This window comes from Hymenobacter swuensis DY53, assembly GCF_000576555.1.
GTDB lineage: Bacteria > Bacteroidota > Bacteroidia > Cytophagales > Hymenobacteraceae > Hymenobacter > Hymenobacter swuensis.
Window position 1 is genome coordinate 365,837 of sequence record NZ_CP007145.1, and the last position, 23,201, is coordinate 389,037.

Below are 23,201 nucleotides of genomic sequence, written 5' to 3' on the forward strand. Positions count from 1 at the left end.
CAATGAAAAAGATCTTCCTCTCCGCGCTGGCGGCTACCGTGTTGCTGGCCTCCTGCTCCGACCTCAAGAAGCCCGCCGAAAAAGACCAGCCCCAGGAAGCCACTGCGGATACGGCCGTAGTGTACCGCGACGGTGAAACCGCCGCCGGTGCTGCTGCCACTGCTACCGATGCGGCCGGCAACGCTGTGGACAAGGCCACCAACGCCGTGGAAAGCACTTGGGACATGACCAAAGCCAAACTCGCTGACGTGAAGCTGGAGGAAATCGATTTGCCCGAAATCACTGTGCGCGGCGACGATGTATACAACGTGTACGGTCTCGAAGAAAAAGTGCTGTTTGACACGGATAAGGCCGAAATCAAGCCAACCGCCACCCGTGCGTTATCGGAAATCAGTGCCTCCATTGCCCGCCGCCACCGGGGCAAGCAGGTCCGCGTGCTGGGTTTCGCCGACTCGCGCGGGGACAAGAGCTATAACAAGGAGCTGAGCGCACAGCGCGCCGCCGCCGTGAAGGATTGGCTGGTGAAAAATGGCATGATGACCGCCACTCAGGTAACGCTGGAGCCCATGGGTGAAGCTGCTCCTGCCGCGTCCAACGCCACCGCTGCTGGCCGCCAGGAAAACCGCCGCGTAGAAATTGCCGTGCTCAAATAGACTCACGGATTTCTGCGGATTAAACTGGATTGACGCATATTTTGTAGTCGTGTTCTTCTGATCAGCCAGAAATACGCAAGGGCACAAACAAAAGGGACTCGCCAGCCGGCGAGTCCCTTTTGTTTGTGCCCTTGCGTATTTGAGTTATGCTACTGGCCGATTCTGGAATCGTCCACGAAATCCGTGTCAATCAGACTTAATCCGCAAGCCTAGCCTAGTCCTTGATCTGGTCTACCTCGGCCCGGATCATGGCGTTGTAGCGCATGCCGTTGTTGGCGAGGGTAATCAGGCTCCAGCCGCGGCCCATAGTGTAGTTCCAGGTACGGGCCTCCTTGAATTCGAAGGTGGGACGCAGGATCTGGCCGTAGGGCGTGTAGTTGTCCATGAAGTTGGTGGTGTAAAAGCCGTCGCCGCTTACAATCCACTCCATAGCTACAAAAAAGCCTTCTACCGGGGCCTCAATGTTGTACTGCGTCAGGTCGACGGTGTACCACTCGCCGCCTTTCGGAGCCGAAACCACGATGTTCTCGTTCAGCAAATCGGAGTTAGGGGAGTTATAGTTGCCATCGGCCTTGTAAAGGCGTACGCGGAATGGCTCCCGGGGAAAGCCGTTTTCCCCGATGTAAAACGATACTGAGCGTACGTTGCCGAGCTTTTTGCCCTTCTCGTTCTTCACGAAGAATGCGTACTGACTACCGGGCATGCCCTGAATCATGCCTTCACCGGGCGTATTCGAGTTTGAGCCAAGGGCCAGGTTTTTCACTTTACCGCCCTTTACGGTTACGTTGCCCAACTCGATAGCCCGCTTCGGAACCTCAATAATCATGTCCTGCACTTTGATGCCAGGCTTGATAAGCACCGCTTTGCGGAAGTAACCCAGCGCCATAATCACTAACGAATCCTGTGGATTCTTTTGGGGCATGGCCATCTGAAAAAAGCCGTATTCATTGGTCAGAGCACCGGTTTGCTCTTCTTTCAGCCCGATAGAGGCGAATGGAATAGGCTCTTTCGTCTTTTCATCAACGATACGACCGGTCATTTTGGCGTCTTGAGCGAAACTCAGAACCGGGAGCAGCAAAGCCAGTGCAAAAAGAGAAAGTACGCGTTGAAGCATATGAAGGCAGACTAGTGTATATGCCAAAATTACAATGAAATGCGGCATAAAAAGCAAGTCCTCCCCGAATATTTATACCAATACAATTTGATTTCGGAATAATTACAAATCAGTCACTTAGCTATGCCCCAATAGCTTGTCTTCTCTTCGCAGCGAATGTTGGCTGAAACATAATTGGGTGGTACCTTTGTTTGAAGTAAATCTAAATAGTTCCGCCCGTGTCTAACCGCCCACCTCTTGCCCCACCGCCGTCCGCTCCGCGTAGCGTGACCGACCTCCAGTTAGGGGAGAGCGGCACCATTTGTTGCCTCCAGGACCCCGAAATGGCCCTGAAGCTGCTGGAAATGGGGTGCATTCCGGGCACTACGGTGCGCCTCAACAGCCGGGCCCCGCTGGGCTGTCCTATTACGTTGGTGGTGGGCGACATGGCCGACTACACCTTGTCGTTGCGGGTGAGCGAGGCGGCGACTATTCTTCTGAAATAACTACGGGTACATGGCAGGCGGACAACTACTATCCGGCCGGGCCGGCGCGGGGGTGTCGGCAGTGCAACTGGAAACGGCCGCACTGCGGCAGCCGGGCCCGCTCACGCGCATTGCGCTGGTAGGCAACCCCAACTCGGGCAAATCTTCGCTGTTTAATCAGCTTACCGGCCTCAACCAGAAAGTAGGCAACTTCCCGGGCGTGACAGTGGACCGCAAAACGGGCATCAGTCAGCTCACGGCCCAGCACCGGGCCGAAATTGTGGACCTGCCAGGCACTTACTCGCTCTATCCCAAAAGCCTCGACGAGAAGGTCATTACTGACCTGTTCTACGACAAAGCCAGCCCCCAGTACCCCGACTTCGTAGTGGTGACGGTGGACGCTAGTAACCTGCGACGCAACTTGTTACTGTTCACTCAGTTGGCTGACATGGGCCTGCCCACCGTGCTGGCCCTGAACATGATGGACGTGGCCGAGCAGCACGGTGTTCAGATTGACATTCCGGCGTTGCAGCAGGAGTTGGGCGTGCCCATCATCCCGATGAACGCCCGTAAAGGCGTGGGCATTACGGCGCTCAAAATCGTTATGGCGCAAACGTTGAACGCGCCTACGGAGCGGTTCTACGAGCCAGAGGCGGATTTGCACCCGATGCTCCAGCAGATCCGGGAGCATTTCCAGCTGCACAACGACTATCTGGCACTGCACTACGCTCACCAGTACCGCCACATCAGTCTGCTTACGCCCGAGGACCGGGCGTACATGCAGGCCCTGACGGCGCAGTACGGGTTCGAGCCCATGGCCCGGCAGGCCCAGGAAACTATTGCCCGCTACGGCCGCATCAACGAGATTCTACTTAACTGCGTGTCCGTAACGCGCACCGAGCAGAACGAGCCGTACAGCAACAAGCTTGATAAGGTGCTCACGCATAAGGTGTGGGGTTACCTGATTTTCTTCGGGGTGCTATTTCTGATGTTTCAGGCGGTGTTTGCCTGGGCCAGCTACCCCATGGAGCTGATTGACCAGGGCGTGGCCTGGATAAACGGACTGATCCAAACCAATTTCGATGGGCCGCTGATTAATCTGCTGACCGAAGGCGTGCTGGCCGGTTTGGGCGGCGTGCTCATCTTCATTCCCCAGATTGCGCTGCTGTTTGCTTTCATTGCAGTACTGGAGGAAACCGGCTACATGGCCCGCGTGACGTTCATGATGGACCGCATCATGCGGCGGTTCGGGCTGAACGGCAAAAGCATCGTGCCCCTGATTTCGGGGGTGGCCTGCGCCGTGCCGGCCATCATGAGCGCGCGCACCATCGAAAACCGTAAGGACCGGATTATCACCATCTTCGTGACGCCGCTTATGTCGTGTTCGGCCCGGATTCCGGTGTACACCGTGCTGATTGGACTGGTGGTGCCCGATGAGGCCGTGCTGGGCGTGTTCAACCTGCGCGGCTTTGCTTTGATGGGGCTGTACCTGCTGGGCTTTTTCGCGGCCATCCTCTCGGCCTGGGCTATGAAGCTGCTGCTCAAAACCACCGAGCGGAGCTACTTCATCATGGAATTTCCGGTGTACCGCTGGCCGCGCTGGAAAAACGTGGGCATCACCATCGTGGAGAAGGTGAAGGCCTTCGTATTTCAGGCCGGCAAGGTGATTCTGGCCATTTCCATTCTGCTCTGGGTACTGGCCTCCTACGGGCCGGGCTCAGCCATAGAACAGGCCGGCGAGCGGGCCACCACGGAAGCCCGCCGACAGGGCCTCACACTGGCTGAAATTGACTCCCGCGTGGCTTCCGAAAAGCTGGAAGCCTCCTACGCGGGTCACTTCGGGCACCTCATCGAGCCGGCCATCCGCCCGCTGGGCTTCGATTGGAAAATCGGCATTTCGCTGCTTACCTCATTTGCGGCACGAGAAGTGTTTGTAGGCACCATGAGTACTATTTACAGCGTGGGTCAGGATGCGGATCAGCTCACCGTGCAGCAGAAGCTGGCTGCTGAGAAAGACAGTAACGGCCAGCCGTTCTTCACCCCGGCTCGCTCATTTTCTCTGCTGGTATTCTACGTGTTTGCTATGCAGTGCATGAGCACGCTGGCCGCTACGTACCGCGAAACCAAAGGCTGGAAATGGCCCATGCTGCAGCTGTTTTACATGACAGGGCTGGCGTATTTCTCCTCCTTGCTGGTATACCAATTAATGAAGTAGCAAGACGCTTCGCTGCACGCTACTGACCAATCAGGAAGACTGCGGGCTGCTTGTGAATTTCCGGCAGGGGCTTTTTCTTCCAACCGGCTATGGTATCGGTGCGGATGTACTCGTTTTCGGCGGTGAGGCTGGCGGCTACGCAGAGGCGGGTGCCCGGATGCAACGTGTTGAGCAGGTCCTCCAACAGAGGCAGGTTGCGGTAGGGAGTTTCGATGAACAACTGGGTTTGATGCTGTTGTAAGGCCTGCTGTTCCAGCTTCTTCAAAGCAGCCACGCGCTTGCCTCGCTCGATGGGCAGATAGCCGTGAAAGGCAAAGCTCTGCCCGTTCATGCCCGAGGCCATCAGAGCCAGCAGCAGCGACGATGGGCCTACCAGCGGCACCACCCGCACGCCCAGCTGGTGAGCCCGGCGGGCCAGCTCAGCCCCGGGGTCGGCAATGCCGGGGCAGCCGGCTTCGGAAATCACGCCCGCATCCTGGCCCGTTACCAGCGGCTGCAGGGCCGCCTGAATCTGGGCCTCGGTACTGTCTTTGTCGATTACACTGATGCGCAGCTCCTCAATTACCTGCTGCGGGACAACACTCTTGATAAAACGACGCGCTGTGCGGGCGTTTTCCACCAGAAAATACTGCAGCGCGGCCACTCGTTGTGCCACCTGCGGCGGCAGCACCTGGGCAGCCGTATCGTCGGCCAGAATAGTGGGAATCAGGTAAAGCGTGCCGGTTTTCAACGGGGAATGGGTAAAAGGGTGAATGGGTAAAATAGTTGCAATGTTGGATGGGTAAATGGGGCTATTGGCTGCTTATCGGTTCTCGACTCAGCCTTATATCCTTTCAGCCATTCAACAGTTCAGCCATTCAATTCCCGATAAACGCTTTGACTAGCCCGAAGACTTCCTCAGGCTTTTCAGCATGGACCCAGTGGCCGGCATCTACCACGGTTTCTACCTGCGAGTTGGGGAACAGGGCCGGGATGCCGTGCAGCTTATCGTCGGCATTGATGTAGTCGGAGAGGCCACCGCGGATGAACAGGGTTGGCTTGAGAAAGGGCTGGGCGGCGGTGATTTCCTCGCCAACGTGGGCCATGCCGGCCGTGAGAACGGCCAGGTTGGGCCGCCAGGCGAAGCTATTATCGTCGCGGCGGTACAGGTTTTTGAGCAGAAACTGCCGGGTATCCATCTGCCGGATGTGCTGGGCCAGGGCGTCATCGGCCTGCTGGCGGTTCTCCAGCGCGGCTAACGGCACGGCATTGAGGCCGGTAATTACGCTGTCCTGGTGCTCCATATCGGAGAAGCGCGGGGCAATGTCCACCACAATCAGCTTACCCAGGCGTTGCGGATGGTCGAGGGCGAAGCGCATGGCCACTTTACCACCCATACTGTGGCCCATGAGCGTGGTGTCGGGGCCGAGCTGGAGTTGGTCGAACAAGCCCAGCAAGTCCTCGCTCATCAGGGTGTAGGTGTGCTCGGGGGCGTGGGGGGAGCGGCCGTGGTTGCGTAGGTCCACCACAATGACCCGGTGGCCGGCCTCGGCCCAGCGGCGGGCTAGTGTCTGCCAGTTGTCGAGGGTGCCAAACAGGCCGTGCAGAATCACGAGCGGGGCTCCCTGCCCCATTTCGCGGAAGTGTAGTTGCAGCATAAGAATGCAAAGATGGGGCTTCGTGAATGGAGTTGCCCGTTGGGAGTTGTCCGTTACCGGGGCACGCCAGGTTATAGGTGCCAAAAATGGGCTCACAGTATCTTCGTGCCAGGGCTGTTCAGCAGGGTTACTCCCGTGTCAGTTATCTGGCAAGCGGCAACTTACTCCAGATGGGCGGCCGGAAGATGCACGCACACCGTGGTACCTTGCCCGGGCGTACTTTCAATTGCCAAAGATCCACCCTGTCGGTCAACGAAAGCCCGGCACAGCAGGAGGCCAAGACCGGTGCCGGAGCGGGAGCCGCGCAGCGGGGCCAGACCATCGGGGGAAAATAAGGCGGTTATCTGGTCTGGTGCTATACCGGAGCCGGTATCCTGCACGCACAGCGCCACATTTCCTCCGGTTCCAGCCTCAGTTCGCAAAGAAATACTGCCTCCCGCCGGGGTAAATTTCAGGGCGTTGCCTACCAGATTGCGCAGAATTGTTTCGGTCATGTGGGCATCGGCCCACACGGCCACATGCGGTGGGCAGTCAAGATGGAAGGTAATCTGCTTGGCTTCGGCGGCGTTGGCGTACAGGCGGGTGGCCTCCTGGTACAGATCGGCTACCAACAGCCGCTTGGGTCGGAAAGCCAGCTCCCCGGTTTGGTTTACGGCCCAGTTTAATAAATTGTCAAGCAAATGATTGAGCTGATAGGCTGACTGCCGAACCAGTGCGGGCAGGCGGCGCAGTCCGTCCTCGTCGCCTTGTTTGAGGTAGAAGTCAATCAGCTCCGTAACGCCGGCAAAAGAGGTGACCGGACCACGCAAATCGTGGGCGACAATGGCGTAAAGTCGGTCTTTGGAGGCGGCCAGCTGCCGGAGCTCCTTCGTTACCTCTTCCAGTGCCCGATGATTACTGGAAAGCTCGGCCCGGCTGCGGCGGAGCTTGGTGTAGAGGTACGCCATGCCACCCAGGCCCAGCAACAGTGCCGCAATGGCGCCCCACAGCGCCCGATTACGCTGCTGCATCACCGATTCCCGCTCCGTCAGCCGCCGGATCAGGTGTTCCTTGTCGGCGGTTTCGTAGCGGGTTTGCAGGGCCGTGAGGGTTTGCACGCGGGAGCGGCTGTTGAGGCTGTCGTTCAGGTCGCGGAACCGGCTTTGCCACTCGTAGGCCTCCTCAAATTGCTTGCGGCTTACGTTGATTTCGGCCAGCAGATTATAGCTGTCCAGCACTCGTTCCTTGTAGTCAATCTGGCGGGCTAAGCGCAGGGCCCGGCGGGTCAGCTGCTCGGCCTCCGGTAGCTCGTTCTGCAGCAGCAGTACCGTTGCTAGTAACTCCAGATGACCGGCCTCAAACCGGTGGTTATGCAAGGGCTCAACAATGGAAACCGCCTGCCGCAGCAGTCCTTCTGCCGTGTCCAGCTGGTTCATCTGCATATAAAATGAACCCAGATCGGCTAGGTACAACGACTCGCCCGCCCGGTCACGGGTGCGGCGGGCCAGCTGCAGAGCCCGGCGCGTGAAGACAAGGCCTTCCTGCTGCTGTTTCAGGTAGAAGTACAGGTTGCCCAGGTTTCCGAACAGCATCAGCTGGCTGCGTACCTGCACATCAGGAAGGTAGGCGTAAGTGAGGGCGCGGCGATAATTGCGCAGGGCGGCGGCCGTATCATTCCGCTCGTGGTACACCCCGCCCATGCCCGTATAGCTGCGCACCAGCCCGTCGTTGGAGCGGAGCCGGCGGGCTAGTAGCAGAGCTTCCTGCTGCAGCTGCAAGGCGTGGGGGCCGTCGGCGAGGTTGGCGTAGCAGCTGGCAAGGTTCAGCAGGGCCCGGAGCAAGCCCTGGGAATGGTTGAGCCGCCGGGCTAGTGCTACGCTCTGCTCACCGTAGGGCAGGGCGCGGGTGGGCTCATTATCGTGCAGCGCGTAGCAAAGCTCATTCAGGAGCCGGACCCGAGCTGTGTCGGCAGGCTGTGTCCGGAGCTGGCGCAGCAACGCCGGGACAGCCGCCGCACGGGCCGCTACCGTACCGGCAAGGCAACAGAGCAAAAACGCAACCAGCAGGAAACGCCGCATCGGTAACGGTGGGCAACAGGCATGAGTAAGCCCGGCAGTATCTTCAGTTACGGAAGATTATACCGGGGTAGAAGGCACTCAACAAATATAGGCAGCTGTCCGACTTGAATAAGCAGGCGAAAAGAGCAGTTAAACGAGTGAAAAAGCAAATTGAACCGTTTCGCACAGGGCAACCACCAACTCAGATCCAGCAGAACCACCTGCGCCGCCTTTCCAGCGGGGTATTGCGCAAAAACTCCGTTACCGGCTCCAGTTTGGTAAGGACTGAGGTGAGGGTAAGTGTCTCACCTGTACGTAAATGCAGCTGTAGATAGTTGTACGGGCTCCAGAATAAACGCTCCGACTGGCACGTAACCCGTTCTACCCGCACTAGGTCGCTTTTGCCAAACGGAATGTGCCGCGTGCCCTCGTACACTTCCAGGGTATTCTGCTTAGGATCGAAAACCAGGGTGGTTTCCAGGTTGCGGGCATAATAGCGGGCATGCAACACAAAGGCCGGCACCGAAAACCCCAGCACCACGGCGGCTACGGCTGTCAGCAGAACCAGTTCATACACTGCCAATGTGCCAGCATAGAAGAACGAGCCCAGAAACGGCAAGCCCACGCCCAGGCACAGCAACGGCCAGAATAGCAGGGAAAACTGCCGCATAAATGTGGGCCGATACGCTCGACTTTTACGTCCGAAAAGCCCGGTAACCAGCCGTAACCCCACAATAATAGCGGTAACAACGGCGGCTATTTCCAGCAACGGGCGCAGAAAGGAGAGAAGCTTCATGGAAAGGCTACTACGACTATCGGCCCCGACGGATAACCATCGGGGCCGACATGGATGCGTTCAGGTTAGTTATTAAGCACCTACAATAATCCAGGGCTCATTGGCCACGTGGGCGCGCAGGGTACCGAAGGACTCCAACTTCAGGCCGTACTGCGCAAATACGGCCTGTACCGCATCCTGGTCCGCTGGCTCCACGCATACCAGCAGCCCACCCGACGTTTGGGGGTCGCAGAGCCAGGCCCGCTGCTCGTCGGTGATGGGGCCGACTTTGTGCCCATATGAATCCCAGTTGCGCACCGTGCCGCCCGGAATGGCGTTTTGCTGCCGGTATTCCTCGGCTTCGGGAAGCAGCGGCACCTTAGCAAAGCTGATTTCGGCCGTAAGGTTGCTTCCCTCGCATACTTCCGAAAGGTGGCCCAGCAGCCCGAACCCCGTTACATCGGTCATGGCGCGCACGCCGGGCAACTGGCCCAGTTCTGCCCCGATTTTGTTGAGCTGCATCATGCTCTGGGGTGCAATGTGGACATGTTCGGGGCGCAGGATGCCGCGTTTCTGGGCTGTGGTAAGTATACCCACGCCCAGCGGCTTGGTTAAGAACAGTTCGCAGCCGGCCGTGGCGGTGTCGTTCTGTTTGAGGTTTTTGATGTCGAGTAGCCCCGTCACAGCCAGCCCGAAAATGGGCTCCGGTGAGTCGATGCTATGGCCGCCGGCCAGCGGAATGCCCGCCTCGGCGCAAATGTTGCGGCTGCCCTCAATTACGCGACGGGCCACTTCGGGCGCCAGCTTATCAATAGGCCAACCCAGCACAGCAATGGCCATGACCGGCCGGCCGCCCATAGCATACACGTCGCTGATGGCGTTGGCCGAGGCAATCCGCCCGAAATCATAGGCATCATCCACGATGGGCATAAAGAAGTCGGTGGTGCTGATGATAGCCTGCCCGCCCCCGATGTCGTATACAGCCGCGTCGTCGCGGGAGGAGTTGCCCACCAGCAGTTGCGCATCGTGGGGCTGCGGAATACTGGTATGCAGAATCTGGTCGAGGACTTTGGGCGCAATTTTGCAGCCGCAGCCTGCGCCGTGGCTATATTGGGTGAGGCGGATTTCTTCGGTCATAAGCGGGGAGTTGCGCGCCAGTAGGCGCGAGGAAATTGATTGGGTTGAGAACCGTTGGGCAGACGACCCCGGTACGTTACTGCGCCATCTGTGCTGTTCGCATCACCAACTCGGCATTTACGGCCGGGTCGCAGGTATCGGAAGGCACGGGGATAATGCGGCGGCCCTCAAGGCCATGGCTGTAAGTGCGGTCATAGTAGTCGAGTACGAGACTGACCATCTTTTCCATGTCTTCTTCGCCGATGGCCGCCAATGCTTCCTTGGTGACCAAACCGCCCAGCCGCTTCCGGATACGCAGGATGGAAGTGGCCAGCGCAGCCGGGTCGTGGCGGCCATACTCCTCGGCCAGCTTACGTACGCGCTGTTGGCGGGGTACTTCCAGTAACAGCAGCGGAGCGGCATGCATCTGCTCGTAGAGCGGGGCCGGCAGGTGCACCGGCCCGATGGTGCGGCTTTCGTCTTCTACCCAGATTGTAGTATCGGGGGTAAACGCGGCTAGTTCAGCAGCAAGGTTGTTCTCGAACTGCTCCTGCGTGGGCGAGGCCGGCTGGCCAATGCTGCCAAAAGCCGAGCCCTTGTGGTTTGCCAGCCCTTCCAGGTCGAGGACAGGTTGCTGGCGGTCGGCAAGGATGTGCAGGACGTCGGTTTTGCCCGAGCCGGTGAGGCCGCCCAGAACCCATAGGGCGCGGGGCTGAGCAAATTCGGCCAATGCCCAGCGGCGGTAGTCTTTGTACCCCTTATCCAGCAACTCTACCTGAAAGCCCGCCAACTCCAGCAGCCATAGTACCGCACCGGAGCGCATACCGCCCCGCCAGCAGTGCACCCGCACCCGCTTGTGCGGAGCCAGCTTCTGGGCCAGCTTCACCAGCTGGCTCATCTTCGGCCCGAAGAAATCCAGCCCCAGTAATACCGCCTTGTCCTGGCTCATCTGCTTGTAAGTGGTACCGATGCGGGCCCGCTCCTCATCTGAAAACAGCGGAAAGCTTACCGCCCCCGGCATGTGGCCGTGGGCATATTCCACCGGCGCGCGCACATCCAGAATAGGTGACTCGGAGTGGCCTTGCAGAAAATCAGTAAGCGGAAGACGCGGCACAGGAGGTAATGGTAAGTGGTGAAATGGTGGGTAGTGAGTGGTGCGGTTTATGTTCTAACGGCGCAGTTAGCGCAAATAGAACGTCAAACTCACCATTTTACCACTCACCATCTTACTTGAGCTGCCGGCGGTAGAGCTGAATGGTATTTTCCAGCCCCAAGTACAGCGCGTCGCAGATAAGAGCGTGGCCGATGCTCACTTCCACCAGACCAGGCAGGTGCTGGTGCATGTACGCCAGGTTGTCGAGGTCGAGGTCGTGGCCGGCGTTGAGGCCCAGGCCCAGCTCCTGCGCCAGCAGGCCGGCTTCGCGGTAGGGGCGCAGGGCCGCCTCGGCACCGGCGTGGTACTGGCGGGCGTATTCTTCGGTGTACAGCTCAATCCGGTCGGTACCGGTAGTAGCGGCGGCCCGCACCAGTTCGGCAACGGGGTCAAGGAAAATGCTGACGCGGCAGCCGATACTTTTGAGGTCGGCTACTATATCGCGCAGGTAGTCCTGATGGCGGATGGTATCCCAGCCGGCATTGGAGGTAATGGCATCGGGGGCGTCGGGTACCAGCGTCACCTGCTCGGGCCGTACCTCCCGCACTAGGTCCAGAAAATCGGGGGTCGGGTTGCCTTCCACGTTCAGCTCGGTGGTTACCACGGCCTTCAGGTCGCGCACGTCTTGGTAGCGGATGTGGCGCTCATCGGGGCGGGGGTGCACCGTAATGCCCTGTGCCCCGAACCGCTCACAGTCGCGGGCGGCCTGCAGCAGGTCGGGGCGGTTGTGGCCCCGGGCATTCCGGAGGGTAGCTATTTTATTTATGTTTACACTAAGCTTCGTCATATCGGGAGCGGCACAATGGGTGGTACGTAGTCAAAGGTACGTAGCTAAACCGGCGGGCCGGCGTTGTAGTTTCGGGCTGCCCAAGGCCGGTGGCAGCCCGTATACCGTGCTGTCGGCCCCGGTTGCCTGTAAAAACCGTAATCTTGCACCTTCCTAATCCCCCTTCCCATGGCTCTGAAAGAAACCATCGACGCTGATATTAAAAAGGCCATGCTGGCCAAAGACAAAGTGCGCCTGACCACCCTGCGCAGCATCAAGTCCCAGATTCTGCTGGCCGAAACTGCCGAAGGCCAGCACGGCGCGGCCCTCACGCCCGATGCCGAAATCAAGCTCCTGACCAAGCAGGCCAAGCAGCGCCGGGAAGCGGCCGAAACCTACAACAAGCAGTTTCGCTCCGACCTGGAAGAAATAGAGCTTAACGAGCTGGCCATCATTGAAGAATACCTGCCCCAACAGCTTTCCGAAGCCGACTTGGTAGAGAAGCTGGTGGATATTATTCAGCGCGTGGGTGCCACTGGCCCCTCCGATATGGGCAAGGTAATGGGCGTAGCTGCCCGCGAGTTGGCTGGGCTGGCCGATGGCCGACTGATTTCCCAGACTGTCAATAACCTGCTCAACAACACTAATTTGTAATTATGAGAGTTGAATTATGAGTGATGAGCTACTTGAAATCATGACTCATAATTCAACTCTCATAACTCCCCTCCTATGTCTGCCCTCGATATTCTGCTGCTGATTCCGCTGGGTATTGGAGCTGTGCAGGGCTACCGACGCGGGCTGGTGCTGGAAGTGGCCTCCTTACTGGCCTTCGTGCTGGGTGTGGTAGGCGGGCTGGCGTTGCTCAACGATGCTATTCCGCTAGTGCGGCAGTACGTGGGCGAAGCCTTCGGCCTGCTCCCGCTGGTATCGTTCGTGTTGGTATTCGCGGCTATCGTGTGGGGGGTAAATCTGCTAAGCTCCTTTATTAAAAAAGCAGTGCATCTCACCCCATTGGGTGTACTGGACAACCTGGGCGGCGCAGCCAGCGGCGTACTCAAGTGGGTGCTGGGATTGAGCCTACTGCTACACGGTATCGGGTTGGCGGGGTTACAGGTGATTTCGCCCCAACTGGTGGCCGAGTCGCAGGTGCTGCCCATTGTGCGCGAAGCCACTCCGGTAGCCCTTAGTCTCGTGAGTTTTGTGCTGCCTTTCGCCGGCACCCTGCTCGACAGACTGCGGGAAGTATTCTGATAAACGCAACTGAGTGGTCAGATAGCCTGTTCAGTTATCGGCTCCGCCACTCACTTTACTCGGGTATCTCACGGCATGCGTCTGTTATTGCTGGATAACTTTGATTCCTTCACCTATAATCTGCTGGATTACTTCCGGCAGTTGGGGTGCGAGGTGCAAGTACGCCGAAACAATGTGCCCATATGTGAGCTGCAGGAGTTGGCGGTGGATGCCGTGGTGCTGTCGCCCGGTCCGGGTACCCCGGCTCAGGCCGGCAACCTGATGGACGTTATTCAACTGTTTCATGCTCGCCTGCCTATGCTGGGCGTGTGCCTGGGGCACCAGGCGCTGGGAGAATTCTTTGGTACCCGGGCGGTGCGGGGGCAACGACCGATGCACGGTAAAGTATCGGAAATCGAATGGACGCAGGCCGATGCCCTATGCCAGCAGTTGCCCGCCCGGATGTCCGTCACCCGTTACCATTCCCTTATACTACCGCACCTGCCGGCTACGTTGGAAGCCCTGGCTTTTACCACCGATGACGCCCATGAAATTATGGCCCTGCGCCACCGTACGCTGCCTTTGCATGGCGTGCAGTTTCACCCCGAAGCCCTCCTGACGCCTCACGGTCTGGCGTTACTCGGCAATTGGGTCAAGAGTTGTATCATTGCACACCCCGCCTCTGCGGCCCCGGCCGGGCGGGTTATTTCCTAGAGAAGATGGAATTGCAGATCAAGGAAAAAAACGAGTTTCAATACGTCGATGAAGGCACCGGTGAGGTGCTGCTGCTGCTGCACGGCCTGTTCGGGGCCCTCAGCAACTGGGAAGACGTAGTGGAGGAATTCAGCCCGCGCTACCGCGTAATCATTCCGCTGCTTCCCATCTATGAAATGCCACTGCTGAAAGCCGGCGTTCCGGGCTTGGTGAGCTTTGTGGAGGATTTTCTGGCGGAAATCGGCCTCACGCAACCCTGTACGCTACTCGGCAACTCCCTGGGCGGGCATATCGCCCTAGTGTACACTCTCCAGAACCCCAAGCGGGTAAGCCGGCTAATACTCACCGGCAGCAGCGGCCTGTTTGAGGATGGCATGGGAGGCTCCTTCCCTAAGCGCGGCAACTACGGGTTTGTGCAGGAGCGGGTGGCCTACACGTTCTATGATCCGGCAGTTGCGACGCGTGAGTTGGTGGATGAGGTGTTCAATGTGACTAACTCCAACGCCAAGTGCCTGCGCATCATCAGTATAGCGCGGTCGGCCCAGCGGCATAATCTGGCCAAGGACCTGCACCGCATCACGGTGCCGGCGCTGCTGGTCTGGGGGCTCAACGATACCATCACGCCTCCCGTGGTAGCCCACGAGTTTCACCGGTTGCTGCCAGCCGCTGAGTTACGCTTCCTCGACCACTGCGGCCACGCCCCCATGATGGAGCGGCCCCGGGAGTTCAATCAGCTACTGCTGGGTTTTCTGGAGCATACCAGCACGGCAATTGCCCGGTAATGGACGGCTTTCATCGGCCGGGTGCAACTATTCATCCGGTACTCCCACTCTTTTAGCTGCCGATGTACGTAGGTATGCAGTGGAAAACCTTCCTTTGGGTAAAACGCTTATACTGCCCCGCCGCCCTGCTTCTCGTTTCGCCTAACTGCCTATTCTCCGATGAATTCTATCCTCGCCGAAGATTTATTGAATCAAATGATTCCGCCCCTGAAGGTGACGGATTCGACGGAGAAGGCTGCCCGCTGGCTGGAAGAGTTTCACGTCGGTCAATTACCTGTGCTCGATAACCGGCAGTATAAAGGCCTCGTTACCGAATCAGATTTGATTGACCGGGAAGGAACAGCGTGTGACTTAGGCAGCTTGCCACTCAACTACGGTGAGGTGCATGTGCAGCATGATCAGCACTTCTACAACATTATTGAGCTGGCCGTTCAGAATAAAATCCAGCTTGTGCCCGTGCTCGATGCGCAGCATGAGTATATGGGTGTGGTGACGGTAAGTGATACGCTGGCAGCTTTTGGCAAAGTGCCCGTCGCTACCAATCAGCAGGGAATTATTGTGCTGGCCATGGAGGAGCGGGACTATTCGCTCACCCAAATCAGCCGTTATGTGGAGGAAAACAACGCGAAGATCATGAGTGCCCACGTAGCGCAGGATGAGCATGATCCTTACCGTATTCGGCTGACTCTTAAACTCAATACGCCCAATATTACTCGCATTATTGCCACGCTGGAGCGTTTCGGCTACTCTATTACGGCGCAGTTCAGCGGCACCGGCGAAGTAACCGAGGATGAGCAGGAGCGCTACGACGCCCTGTTGCGCTACCTTAACATCTAGCGCGGGGACGGGCAGTGCTATTATTCCTATTGCTGCTGGTGCGCGGTCTGTTTCCGGTGGCATCCTCCTATCCGGCCATGGCCGTTCCTGCTGCAACCACCGCGTTTCCTCCCGATTCCCTCCGCCGGTCCGCTAATGATAGCCTAGTGCAGGCGCAATGTTCCGGTTATCCTGTATTCCGGGTCGGCCGTGTGCTATTCGTAGGCAATAAAGTAACCCGGGAGCCGGTGTTGCGCGCCGAGCTGGACTTTCAGGAAGGCGATACCCTGACGGCCTCCACCCTGATCCGCCGCCTTGAAGTCAACCGCCGCCGCCTCTTCAACCTGCAGTTGTTTCATCAGGTGCTGGTGCAGGCCGTATGCCGGGATGGAGAACTGACCATTCTTTACAGCATGCAGGAACGGTGGTACACCTTCCCCATTCCTATCTTCTCCCTGGCCGACCGCAACTTCCGCTCCTGGCTCGACCGCTCTGACCGGTGGAAGCGGGTGGACTATGGTATCCATGTGGTCCGGCGCAACTTTCGGGGGCGTAACGAGCAGCTGCTGGGCAACCTGCAACTGGGCTTCAACCGGAAGTACGAGCTGTTCTATGAGGCCCCCGGTTATGGCCGCCGCCGCCGCATCGGGTTCGGAGCCGGCTACTCCTACTACCGCAGCCATGCCCTCGACTACGCCACCGTCAGCGACAAGCTTCGTAACCTGCGCCAGGAAGATGCCTTTCCAATTGAGCGGCAGTACGCCACCCTCGGTCTGCGTTGGCGCCGGACGGTGCAGCACCTTACGGCCCTGGATGTGGCCTACCACCATGAGCGGGTTTCTGATTCAGTCCTTTACTATAACCCGGATTACTTCCTGAATGGCCCGCGTCGCGAGTACGTGGATATCAGTCTGATAAGCACCCTTAACCAGCGTAATACTTTTGCCTACCCCCTTACCGGGCAATACGCCCAGGTGAGCCTCACTTACCGGGCTTTTCTGGCCAACCGCAGCCCGAACAGCTTCACGTTGCGCGGCCGTTATGCCCGCTATGTGGCATTAGGCGGTCCTTTTTACTATAGTATCGGGGCAGTAGGGCAAATGCGCTTCGCTGAAAAGCTGGCTTACCCTGACAACCGCGCCTTTGGCTACGATCTGCTGGTACGCGGCTATGATGCGTACGTAATAGAAGGACGCCACTTGGGCCTGTTGCAGCAAGGACTCACGTACCGACTATTCGATTTGGGTAAGATGCAGATCAGCGGATTGCAGAGCACTCGTTTCAATAGTATTCCGCTGGTATTTTATTTAAATACCTTTGTCGATGTAGGCTATGTTCGGCAGCCTACCGTATTACCGGTCAACCGGTTGCCTAACCGGTTTTTAGCTTCAACCGGGGTAGCCTTACACCTCGCCACGTACTACGATTGGGTTTTCACGCTGGAATATGCCCGCAACCGCGAGCAGCAGGGCGGCTTTTTCTTTCGTACCCAGTTTCCCATCTGACCCCTTCTGCCCGGCCTTGGCTGGGTTATGTTTTTGTTATGAAAATAGCCATTCTGGGTAAGCCTTTTGACGAAAACCAGACTGCCTTTATGCAGGAAATGATGGACGATCTGATCCGTCGACAGGCAGAGGTGCGCATTCTCGATACGTTTCACGAGTATCTGAGCCAGCATATTCAGCTTCCGGAAGGTATCACCACTTTTCACCGTGGTGACTCGCTGGCAGGCACCCGATTTGTCCTAAGCATTGGGGGCGACGGTACTCTGCTGGATACTGTTACCTACGTAGGTGCCCTGCAAATCCCTGTTCTTGGCATCAACACCGGCCGTCTGGGGTTTCTGGCTACCATCTCTCCCGATAAGATTGCTCAAGCCATTGATGCCCTGTTTAAAGGTCATTTCGTGCTGGAAGACCGTAGTCTCATCCGGGTAGATACCGACCCCGATACTTTCGGAGACATAAATTTCGGTCTCAACGAGTTCAGTATCCTCAAACGTGACACTTCCTCCATGATTGTGGTGCATACTTACATTGATGGAGAATACCTCAACTCTTACTGGGCTGATGGGCTGATTGTAGCTACTCCCACCGGCTCTACCGGTTATTCGCTTAGCTGCGGGGGCCCGGTGATGCTCCCCCAAACGAACAATTTTATCATTGCTCCCGTATGTCCCCACAATCTGAACGTGCGGCCTCTTATTGTGTCCGACCGGAGCGTGATTTCCTTCGAGATAGAGGGGAGAAGCAATAATTTCCTTCTTTCCCTCGATTCCCGCTCCAAGACTGTAGAGGCCGGAATTCAGATTGCAGTTCGCCGAGAAAACTTCAGTGCTCGTCTGGTAAAGCTGAATCATGTTAACTTCCTGAGTACCTTGCGCAGTAAGTTGAACTGGGGCCTTGACCGTCGGAATCCCGCCGGAATCCCGGTATGACTGTAGAGTTTTTACAGAAAATGTTTTTTTAGTTCCCGGCATCGTCTACTTTTGTCGCTGACTGCAACCGTGTACATACGATTCTTTCGCACTTTTTCTCAGCTTGATATCTCTAAATTTCGCTCCATATGAAGCAACTCTTCACCCACACTTTGGCCCTGTTGCTGGTCCTCGCGCTGGTAGCGTCGGAGGCGAGTGCGCAGCAATTCAGCAAGCGGAAACAGTACAACTCCGTCGGTGTTACCCTGAATGGCATGGCATATTTCGGTGATATCACGCCGAAGCCCAGTATTCCTAGCTTCCGCGCCGGTGCCACCCGTCCTAACATCGGCCTGTCCATCACCCGTCGCTTTGCCCCACGTATTTCGGGTCGTGCTTCGCTTGCCTATGGCCGTATCACAGGCGACGATGCCAAGGCTGCTGACCAGTCGGATCCTGACGCGAAATTCCGTTACACCCGGAACATGAATTTCCGTAACGACATTCTGGAGTTGGCAGCCACCGGTGTTTTTGACCTGATCGAAAACCGCAACAACTACATCAAACGTCCCGATTTCGTCCCGTACGTATTTGCCGGGGTGGGTGTAATCCACCACAATCCCAAAGGCGAAGATGCAGAAGGCAATATTGTGAACCTGCAGCCGTTGAAGACCGAAGGCCAGGCAAGCACTTATAGCTTAACGCAGTTTGTAATTCCTTTCGGTGCAGGTGCCCGCTATAAGCTCAACAAAAGCTTCGATGTTGGTATCGAACTGGGCTTCCGCAAAACCTTCACTGATTACCTTGACGACGTAAGCACGAACTACGTAACTGACCGCAATACCCTCGGTTCGGATGCTGCCAAGTACTTTGGCTTTGATATCACGAATGGTCGCCCTGACACTTACTCGGAGGCTAACCAAGCAGGTGGTCAGCGCGGTAAGAGCAATGAAAAGGACTGGTACTCTACCTTGGGTATATCAGTTAACTACATCCTCGCTCCGCGAGTACGTAACCCCAAATTCAGATAGTCAGTACTCTGGCTGTCTAGTTTCCTCCACCAGCCAGTCAGTATGACGAATTTGAACGCCTTCAAAACGCTCCTTATCGGTATTTTGCCGGTAGGGAGTGTTTTTTTTGCCTATACGGCAGCTGCACAGAACACCAGCGAACTAGGAATTGGTATTGGAGGGCTATCCTACAAAGGCGAATTGTCACCTAATTATCAGTTTCGCAACAACCGCCCCGCCCTTACAGCCTTTTATCGTAAGGATATCTCAGGGCCTGTTACCCTACGCGCCGGCCTGATGGGAGGAATGTTGCGCGCTGATGACCGGAACGTGCGCGGTACCAATGGCAATACTCCACCGCTGGCCGCTTACCGGGACGCGAATATGAAAGGTAGCTTGTTGGAGCTGTCCGGCGGGGTGGAGTACAATTTCTTCGACTACCATAACCGGCGCGACAAGGTTCATTTCACGCCATATGTGTTCATCGGGCTAGCAGGCTTCTATGCCAATACCGAAACAGCCAGTACCACTCAGCCGCAGCTGAATCAGAAATCAAGCTTGGTAAGCTTAGCAATTCCAGCCGGACTGGGCTTTAAATATGCCTTGTCGGAGCATTGGAACTTGGGGCTGGAGGCTGGAGCCCGAAAAACTTTCACTGACAATCTGGACCATGTCGATGGCAAGTCACGGGGGCAAAATGACCTTGTAGGTAACTCCCATGACCAAGACTGGTATTTTCACAATGGTATCAGCGTTTCTTATACCTTCTACAAAATCCGATGCCCTGATAAGAGCCAGGAAAAAGGGAAGAAGAAGGATTGAGTGGATAAAAGGACGCTTTAAGCGGTCTACTGCCCCTGGCATACGAAATGCCAGGGGCAGTTCGTATTTTAGCGTACAGGTCGCAAGTGGTTATCGGGCAGAGGGGAATGCAACCATTTGCGTAACTTGCGGCCTCTTTACGCAAAAAGTACCAATGGCCGTCCGGTCCGAGATTGACTCCCAGAATATTCCCGCTCACGTAGCTGTCATCATGGATGGCAATGGCCGTTGGGCCAAGCAGAAAGGCGGTTTGCGCATTTTCGGGCACCAAAACGCCATTACGGCGGTGCGGGAAACCGTGGAGGCTGCCGCCGAGGCTGGAGTGCGCTACTTAACGCTGTATGCTTTCTCGACCGAAAACTGGTCGAGGCCCGCACATGAGGTAATGGCTTTGATGCAGCTGCTGGTACATACTATCCGCAAGGAAACGCCAACGCTGCTGAAAAATAACATTCGGCTTCAGGCTATCGGGCAAATCGAAAACCTGCCTGCTTCCTGTCAGAAGGAATTAGCAGAGGCAATAGAACTGACTAAAAGCGGTTCAGGTACTACCCTGCTGCTGGCCCTGAGCTACAGTGGCCGTTGGGACCTGACGCAGGCCACGAAGCGTATGGCCATTGAGGTAGCGGCTGGCCGCCTGCATCCTGAAAACATTACGGAAAATACGGTGGCGGGGTTCCTCTCCACGGCTGGTATTCCGGACCCCGAATTGCTGATTCGTACCAGTGGCGAGCAGCGCATTAGTAACTTTTTGTTGTGGCAGCTGGCCTACACGGAACTGTTTATTACCGACTTGCTCTGGCCTGATTTTCGGCGCGAGCATTTTTACGAGGCCTTGCGTGCTTACCAGCAGCGGGAGCGTCGGTTCGGGAAAACCAGTGAGCAGCTAACCGTTTCGTAATCGCAGAACATGAGTTCTTCCTACCATAAAATTATTCCGGTAGCCGCGCTGGCACTGGCGCTGGGTACCGCTCCCGCAACCACTGCTTTGGCTCAGACCCAGCCGGCCACTGCCGATGGTACACAGCCTCAGCGCTACACGCTGGGGGGAATTACCATCAGCGGAGCCCGCTACCTGGATGCTAATACGCTCATCGGGCTGAGTGGCCTGAAAGTAGGGGACCCGATTACTATTCCGGGGGAAGAAATCGGCAAAGCTATTCGTCGGCTCTGGGACCAAGGCATTCTGGGCGATGTAAGCGTGAGCATTGCCCGCACTGAAGGCTCCAGCATCTTCCTGGATTTCAACCTGAAGGAACGGCCCCGGCTGTCGAAGTTCGAGTTCACAGGTATTGGCAAGGGCCAGTCTGATGAACTGAAGAACAAAATCAAGCTGATTCGGGGCAAGGTGGTGACCGATGCACTGCTGAGCAATACCCGCTCCCAGGTGCGGAAGTTCTATACCAACAAGGGCTTCCTAGATGCAAAAGTGAATATCACGCAGAAGCCGGACTCAGCGTTGTCGAACAGCGTGGTGCTGCTTATCAACGTGGACAAGGGGGCAAAGGTGAAAATCAACGACATCGTGTTTGAAGGCAATACAGCCTTCTCCGATGGCAAGCTGAAAGGCAAGTTCAAGAAAACAAAGGAGAAGAAGTTTCCGAAGCTGTTCAATTCCGGTAAGTATCAGGCCAAGGAGTTTGCCGACGACAAAGACAAGCTGATTGAGTTCTACAACAGTCAAGGCTACCGTGACGCAACCATTATTTCGGATTCCCTGGCCCGGGTAGGTGAGGGGCTGCGTCTGACGGTGAAAGTAGATGAGGGACCGAAGTATTACTTCCGCAATATCACCTGGAAGGGTAACTACCTCTACGATGACAAGACACTGGCTTCGGTGCTGGGTATCAAGGAAGGCAGCGTGTACAGCAAGGAAACGCTGGACAAGCGCCTGAACTATAACCCTACGGGCCAGGACGTGACGTCGCTCTATATGAACGATGGTTACCTGTTCTTTCAGATTGAGCCGGTGGAAACCAAGGTGGAAGGCGACTCCATCGACATTGAAATGCGCGTGACGGAAGGTGTGCAGGCCCGCATCAAAGATGTGAATATTGCCGGCAACACCAAAACCTCTGACCACGTCGTGCGCCGCGCCCTCTACACGCTGCCCGGCGACAAATTCAGCCGGGAGCAGCTCATCCGGAGCCAGCGCGAAATTGCCACGCTGGGCTACTTCGACCCCGAGAAAATCGGCCTGAACCCGGTGCCCAACCAAGCTGACGGCACGGTGGACATCAACTACACGGTGGAGGAGAAGCCTTCTGACCAGATCACACTTTCGGGTGGCTGGGGTGGCTATGCAGGCTTTATCGGTACGGTAGGTCTCGTATTCAATAACTTCTCACTGCGCAAAGCCGGTACCCTGCGCAACTGGACGCCAGTACCTGCCGGTGACGGCCAGCGTCTGGCGCTGAACGTACAGGCCAACGGTTTGCAGTATCAGGCCTATTCCTTCTCCTTTACGGAGCCGTGGCTGGGAGGGCGCAAGCCTAACTCGCTGTCGGTAAGCCTGACTAAAACGATTTACCGCGTTGGTACCAACTTCGATGCCAGCACTGGTAGCTACCTGAAAACCAACGGAGCCAGTGTAAGTCTGGGCCGCCGGCTACGCTGGCCCGATGACTACTTTACGCTGAGCAATGCTCTGTCTATCACACAGTATAAGCTGAACAACTATCCGGGGCTTGGGGCTAACTTCTTCCCGACCGGCACGGGCAATGCGGCCAACGTGACGCTAAACACCACGTTGTCGCGGAACAGTATCGATAATCCTACCTTTACGCGGCGCGGCTCTTCCCTGTCGTTGAGCGTAAATCTGACGCCGCCCTACTCACTGTTCCCCGGTTCGCATCCGAGTGTGAACGAATGGGTGGAATTTCACAAATGGATGTTCGATGCCTCTTGGTTCTCGCCCATCGTAGGTAAACTGGTACTGAACACCCGGGCGCACTTCGGCTTCATCGGCAGCTATAACAGTGCCCGTCCTATTGGGCCGTTTGAGCGGTTTAAATTGGGCGGAGCCGGCCTGGGCTACGGCGGTTCTTCTAACTTCATTGCCGGTACCGAATACGTGGGCCTTCGTGGTTACGCTGACCCGAACGAAGCCGATGCGTTGCCCACGGCCCGACAGTCTTCGGCCGGTGGGGTAGTGTACAATAAGTTCGTGATGGAAATGCGTTATCCGGTCAGTCTGAACCCGGCAGCCACAGTGTATGTGTTGGGGTTTGCGGAAGCTGGTAACTCCTTCGAGCAGTACACCAACTATAACCCATACAAGCTGTACCGCTCTGCCGGGATAGGTGCCCGGATTTTCATGTCGGCATTCGGTTTGCTAGGGTTCGATTACGGCTGGGGTTTCGACAAAGTACCGGTGCAGAGCGCCGGGCAGAAACAAGAAGCCGGCCGCTTCCATTTCATCATAGGTCAGCAGATCCGCTAAGCCTAGCGGCGCGGCGGGCCGTACCTCTTCCTTCTTATCT

Annotated in this window: 22 protein-coding genes; 14 read left to right on the forward strand and 8 right to left on the reverse strand. The window is 56.9% G+C overall.

What is annotated here, in order from left to right:
• Positions 1–2 precede the first annotated feature (2 nt).
• Positions 3–653 (forward strand): OmpA family protein, encoded by a 651-nt coding sequence (locus HSW_RS22465; protein ID WP_052346052.1) that lies wholly within the window; start codon positions 3–5, stop codon positions 651–653.
• A 214-nt stretch (positions 654–867) separates the two neighbouring features.
• On the opposite strand, the gene HSW_RS03040 is transcribed toward HSW_RS22465, so the two are convergent.
• Positions 868–1,767, reverse strand: coding sequence for a carboxypeptidase-like regulatory domain-containing protein (locus tag HSW_RS03040; protein ID WP_170170376.1), 900 nt, complete (start codon positions 1,765–1,767; stop codon positions 868–870).
• 266 nt (positions 1,768–2,033) lie between these two features.
• Between HSW_RS03040 and HSW_RS03045 the strand changes: the two genes are divergently transcribed.
• Positions 2,034–2,252 carry a FeoA family protein gene (locus HSW_RS03045; RefSeq protein ID WP_044000780.1) on the forward strand — a complete coding sequence of 73 codons (219 nt, stop codon included), beginning with the start codon at positions 2,034–2,036 and terminating at the stop codon, positions 2,250–2,252.
• Positions 2,253–2,262: 10 nt separating this feature from the next.
• Complete coding sequence (gene feoB, locus HSW_RS03050; protein ID WP_081768234.1) at positions 2,263–4,446, forward strand: ferrous iron transport protein B; 2,184 nt, start codon at positions 2,263–2,265, stop codon at positions 4,444–4,446.
• 19 nt (positions 4,447–4,465) lie between these two features.
• On the opposite strand, the gene HSW_RS03055 is transcribed toward feoB, so the two are convergent.
• From HSW_RS03055 to HSW_RS03085, 7 genes are all read right to left on the reverse strand, one after another.
• Positions 4,466–5,176, reverse strand: a complete 711-nt coding sequence (locus tag HSW_RS03055; RefSeq protein WP_044000781.1) for an SAM-dependent methyltransferase — start codon at positions 5,174–5,176, stop codon at positions 4,466–4,468.
• Between the two features lie 127 nt (positions 5,177–5,303).
• Positions 5,304–6,083 carry an alpha/beta fold hydrolase gene (locus tag HSW_RS03060; protein WP_052346054.1) on the reverse strand — a complete coding sequence of 260 codons (780 nt, stop codon included), beginning with the start codon at positions 6,081–6,083 and terminating at the stop codon, positions 5,304–5,306.
• Between the two features lie 161 nt (positions 6,084–6,244).
• Positions 6,245–8,140, reverse strand: coding sequence for an ATP-binding protein (locus HSW_RS03065; RefSeq protein ID WP_044000782.1), 1,896 nt, complete (start codon positions 8,138–8,140; stop codon positions 6,245–6,247).
• A 181-nt stretch (positions 8,141–8,321) separates the two neighbouring features.
• The gene (locus tag HSW_RS03070) at positions 8,322–8,915 is read right to left on the reverse strand and encodes a hypothetical protein (protein WP_155832800.1); all 594 of its coding nucleotides are present in this window, start codon (positions 8,913–8,915) and stop codon (positions 8,322–8,324) included.
• 72 nt (positions 8,916–8,987) lie between these two features.
• Entirely contained in the window at positions 8,988–10,031 is a 1,044-nt protein-coding gene (gene selD / locus HSW_RS03075; RefSeq protein WP_044000784.1) for a selenide, water dikinase SelD, read from the reverse strand.
• 76 nt (positions 10,032–10,107) lie between these two features.
• Positions 10,108–11,124: a tRNA 2-selenouridine(34) synthase MnmH gene (gene mnmH / locus HSW_RS03080; RefSeq protein ID WP_044000785.1), complete on the reverse strand. Its 1,017-nt coding sequence runs from the start codon at positions 11,122–11,124 to the stop codon at positions 10,108–10,110.
• Between the two features lie 112 nt (positions 11,125–11,236).
• Entirely contained in the window at positions 11,237–11,950 is a 714-nt protein-coding gene (locus tag HSW_RS03085; RefSeq protein ID WP_044000786.1) for a pyridoxine 5'-phosphate synthase, read from the reverse strand.
• A 168-nt stretch (positions 11,951–12,118) separates the two neighbouring features.
• Between HSW_RS03085 and HSW_RS03090 the strand changes: the two genes are divergently transcribed.
• The 11 genes from HSW_RS03090 to bamA all read left to right on the forward strand — a co-directional run bounded on the left by HSW_RS03090 (position 12,119) and on the right by bamA (position 23,161).
• Positions 12,119–12,583: a GatB/YqeY domain-containing protein gene (locus tag HSW_RS03090; RefSeq protein WP_044000787.1), complete on the forward strand. Its 465-nt coding sequence runs from the start codon at positions 12,119–12,121 to the stop codon at positions 12,581–12,583.
• Between the two features lie 75 nt (positions 12,584–12,658).
• Positions 12,659–13,180: a CvpA family protein gene (locus HSW_RS03095; protein WP_044000788.1), complete on the forward strand. Its 522-nt coding sequence runs from the start codon at positions 12,659–12,661 to the stop codon at positions 13,178–13,180.
• Positions 13,181–13,255: 75 nt separating this feature from the next.
• On the forward strand, positions 13,256–13,873 hold the full coding sequence (locus HSW_RS03100) for an anthranilate synthase component II (protein ID WP_044000789.1): 618 nt from the start codon (positions 13,256–13,258) through the stop codon (positions 13,871–13,873).
• A gap of 5 nt (positions 13,874–13,878) precedes the next feature.
• Positions 13,879–14,655: an alpha/beta fold hydrolase gene (locus HSW_RS03105; RefSeq protein WP_044000790.1), complete on the forward strand. Its 777-nt coding sequence runs from the start codon at positions 13,879–13,881 to the stop codon at positions 14,653–14,655.
• Between the two features lie 159 nt (positions 14,656–14,814).
• Complete coding sequence (locus HSW_RS03110; protein ID WP_052346055.1) at positions 14,815–15,492, forward strand: CBS domain-containing protein; 678 nt, start codon at positions 14,815–14,817, stop codon at positions 15,490–15,492.
• 191 nt (positions 15,493–15,683) lie between these two features.
• Positions 15,684–16,976 carry a BamA/TamA family outer membrane protein gene (locus HSW_RS03115; RefSeq protein WP_197031932.1) on the forward strand — a complete coding sequence of 431 codons (1,293 nt, stop codon included), beginning with the start codon at positions 15,684–15,686 and terminating at the stop codon, positions 16,974–16,976.
• A gap of 38 nt (positions 16,977–17,014) precedes the next feature.
• Positions 17,015–17,908, forward strand: coding sequence for an NAD kinase (locus HSW_RS03120; protein WP_044000791.1), 894 nt, complete (start codon positions 17,015–17,017; stop codon positions 17,906–17,908).
• A 128-nt stretch (positions 17,909–18,036) separates the two neighbouring features.
• Positions 18,037–18,918, forward strand: coding sequence for a DUF6089 family protein (locus HSW_RS03125; RefSeq protein WP_044000792.1), 882 nt, complete (start codon positions 18,037–18,039; stop codon positions 18,916–18,918).
• Between the two features lie 42 nt (positions 18,919–18,960).
• Positions 18,961–19,719, forward strand: coding sequence for a type IX secretion system protein PorG (porG, locus tag HSW_RS03130; protein ID WP_052346057.1), 759 nt, complete (start codon positions 18,961–18,963; stop codon positions 19,717–19,719).
• A 154-nt stretch (positions 19,720–19,873) separates the two neighbouring features.
• Complete coding sequence (locus HSW_RS03135) at positions 19,874–20,620, forward strand: isoprenyl transferase (RefSeq protein WP_044000793.1); 747 nt, start codon at positions 19,874–19,876, stop codon at positions 20,618–20,620.
• Positions 20,621–20,629: 9 nt separating this feature from the next.
• Positions 20,630–23,161 carry an outer membrane protein assembly factor BamA gene (gene bamA / locus HSW_RS03140; protein ID WP_044000794.1) on the forward strand — a complete coding sequence of 844 codons (2,532 nt, stop codon included), beginning with the start codon at positions 20,630–20,632 and terminating at the stop codon, positions 23,159–23,161.
• Positions 23,162–23,201 lie beyond the last annotated feature (40 nt).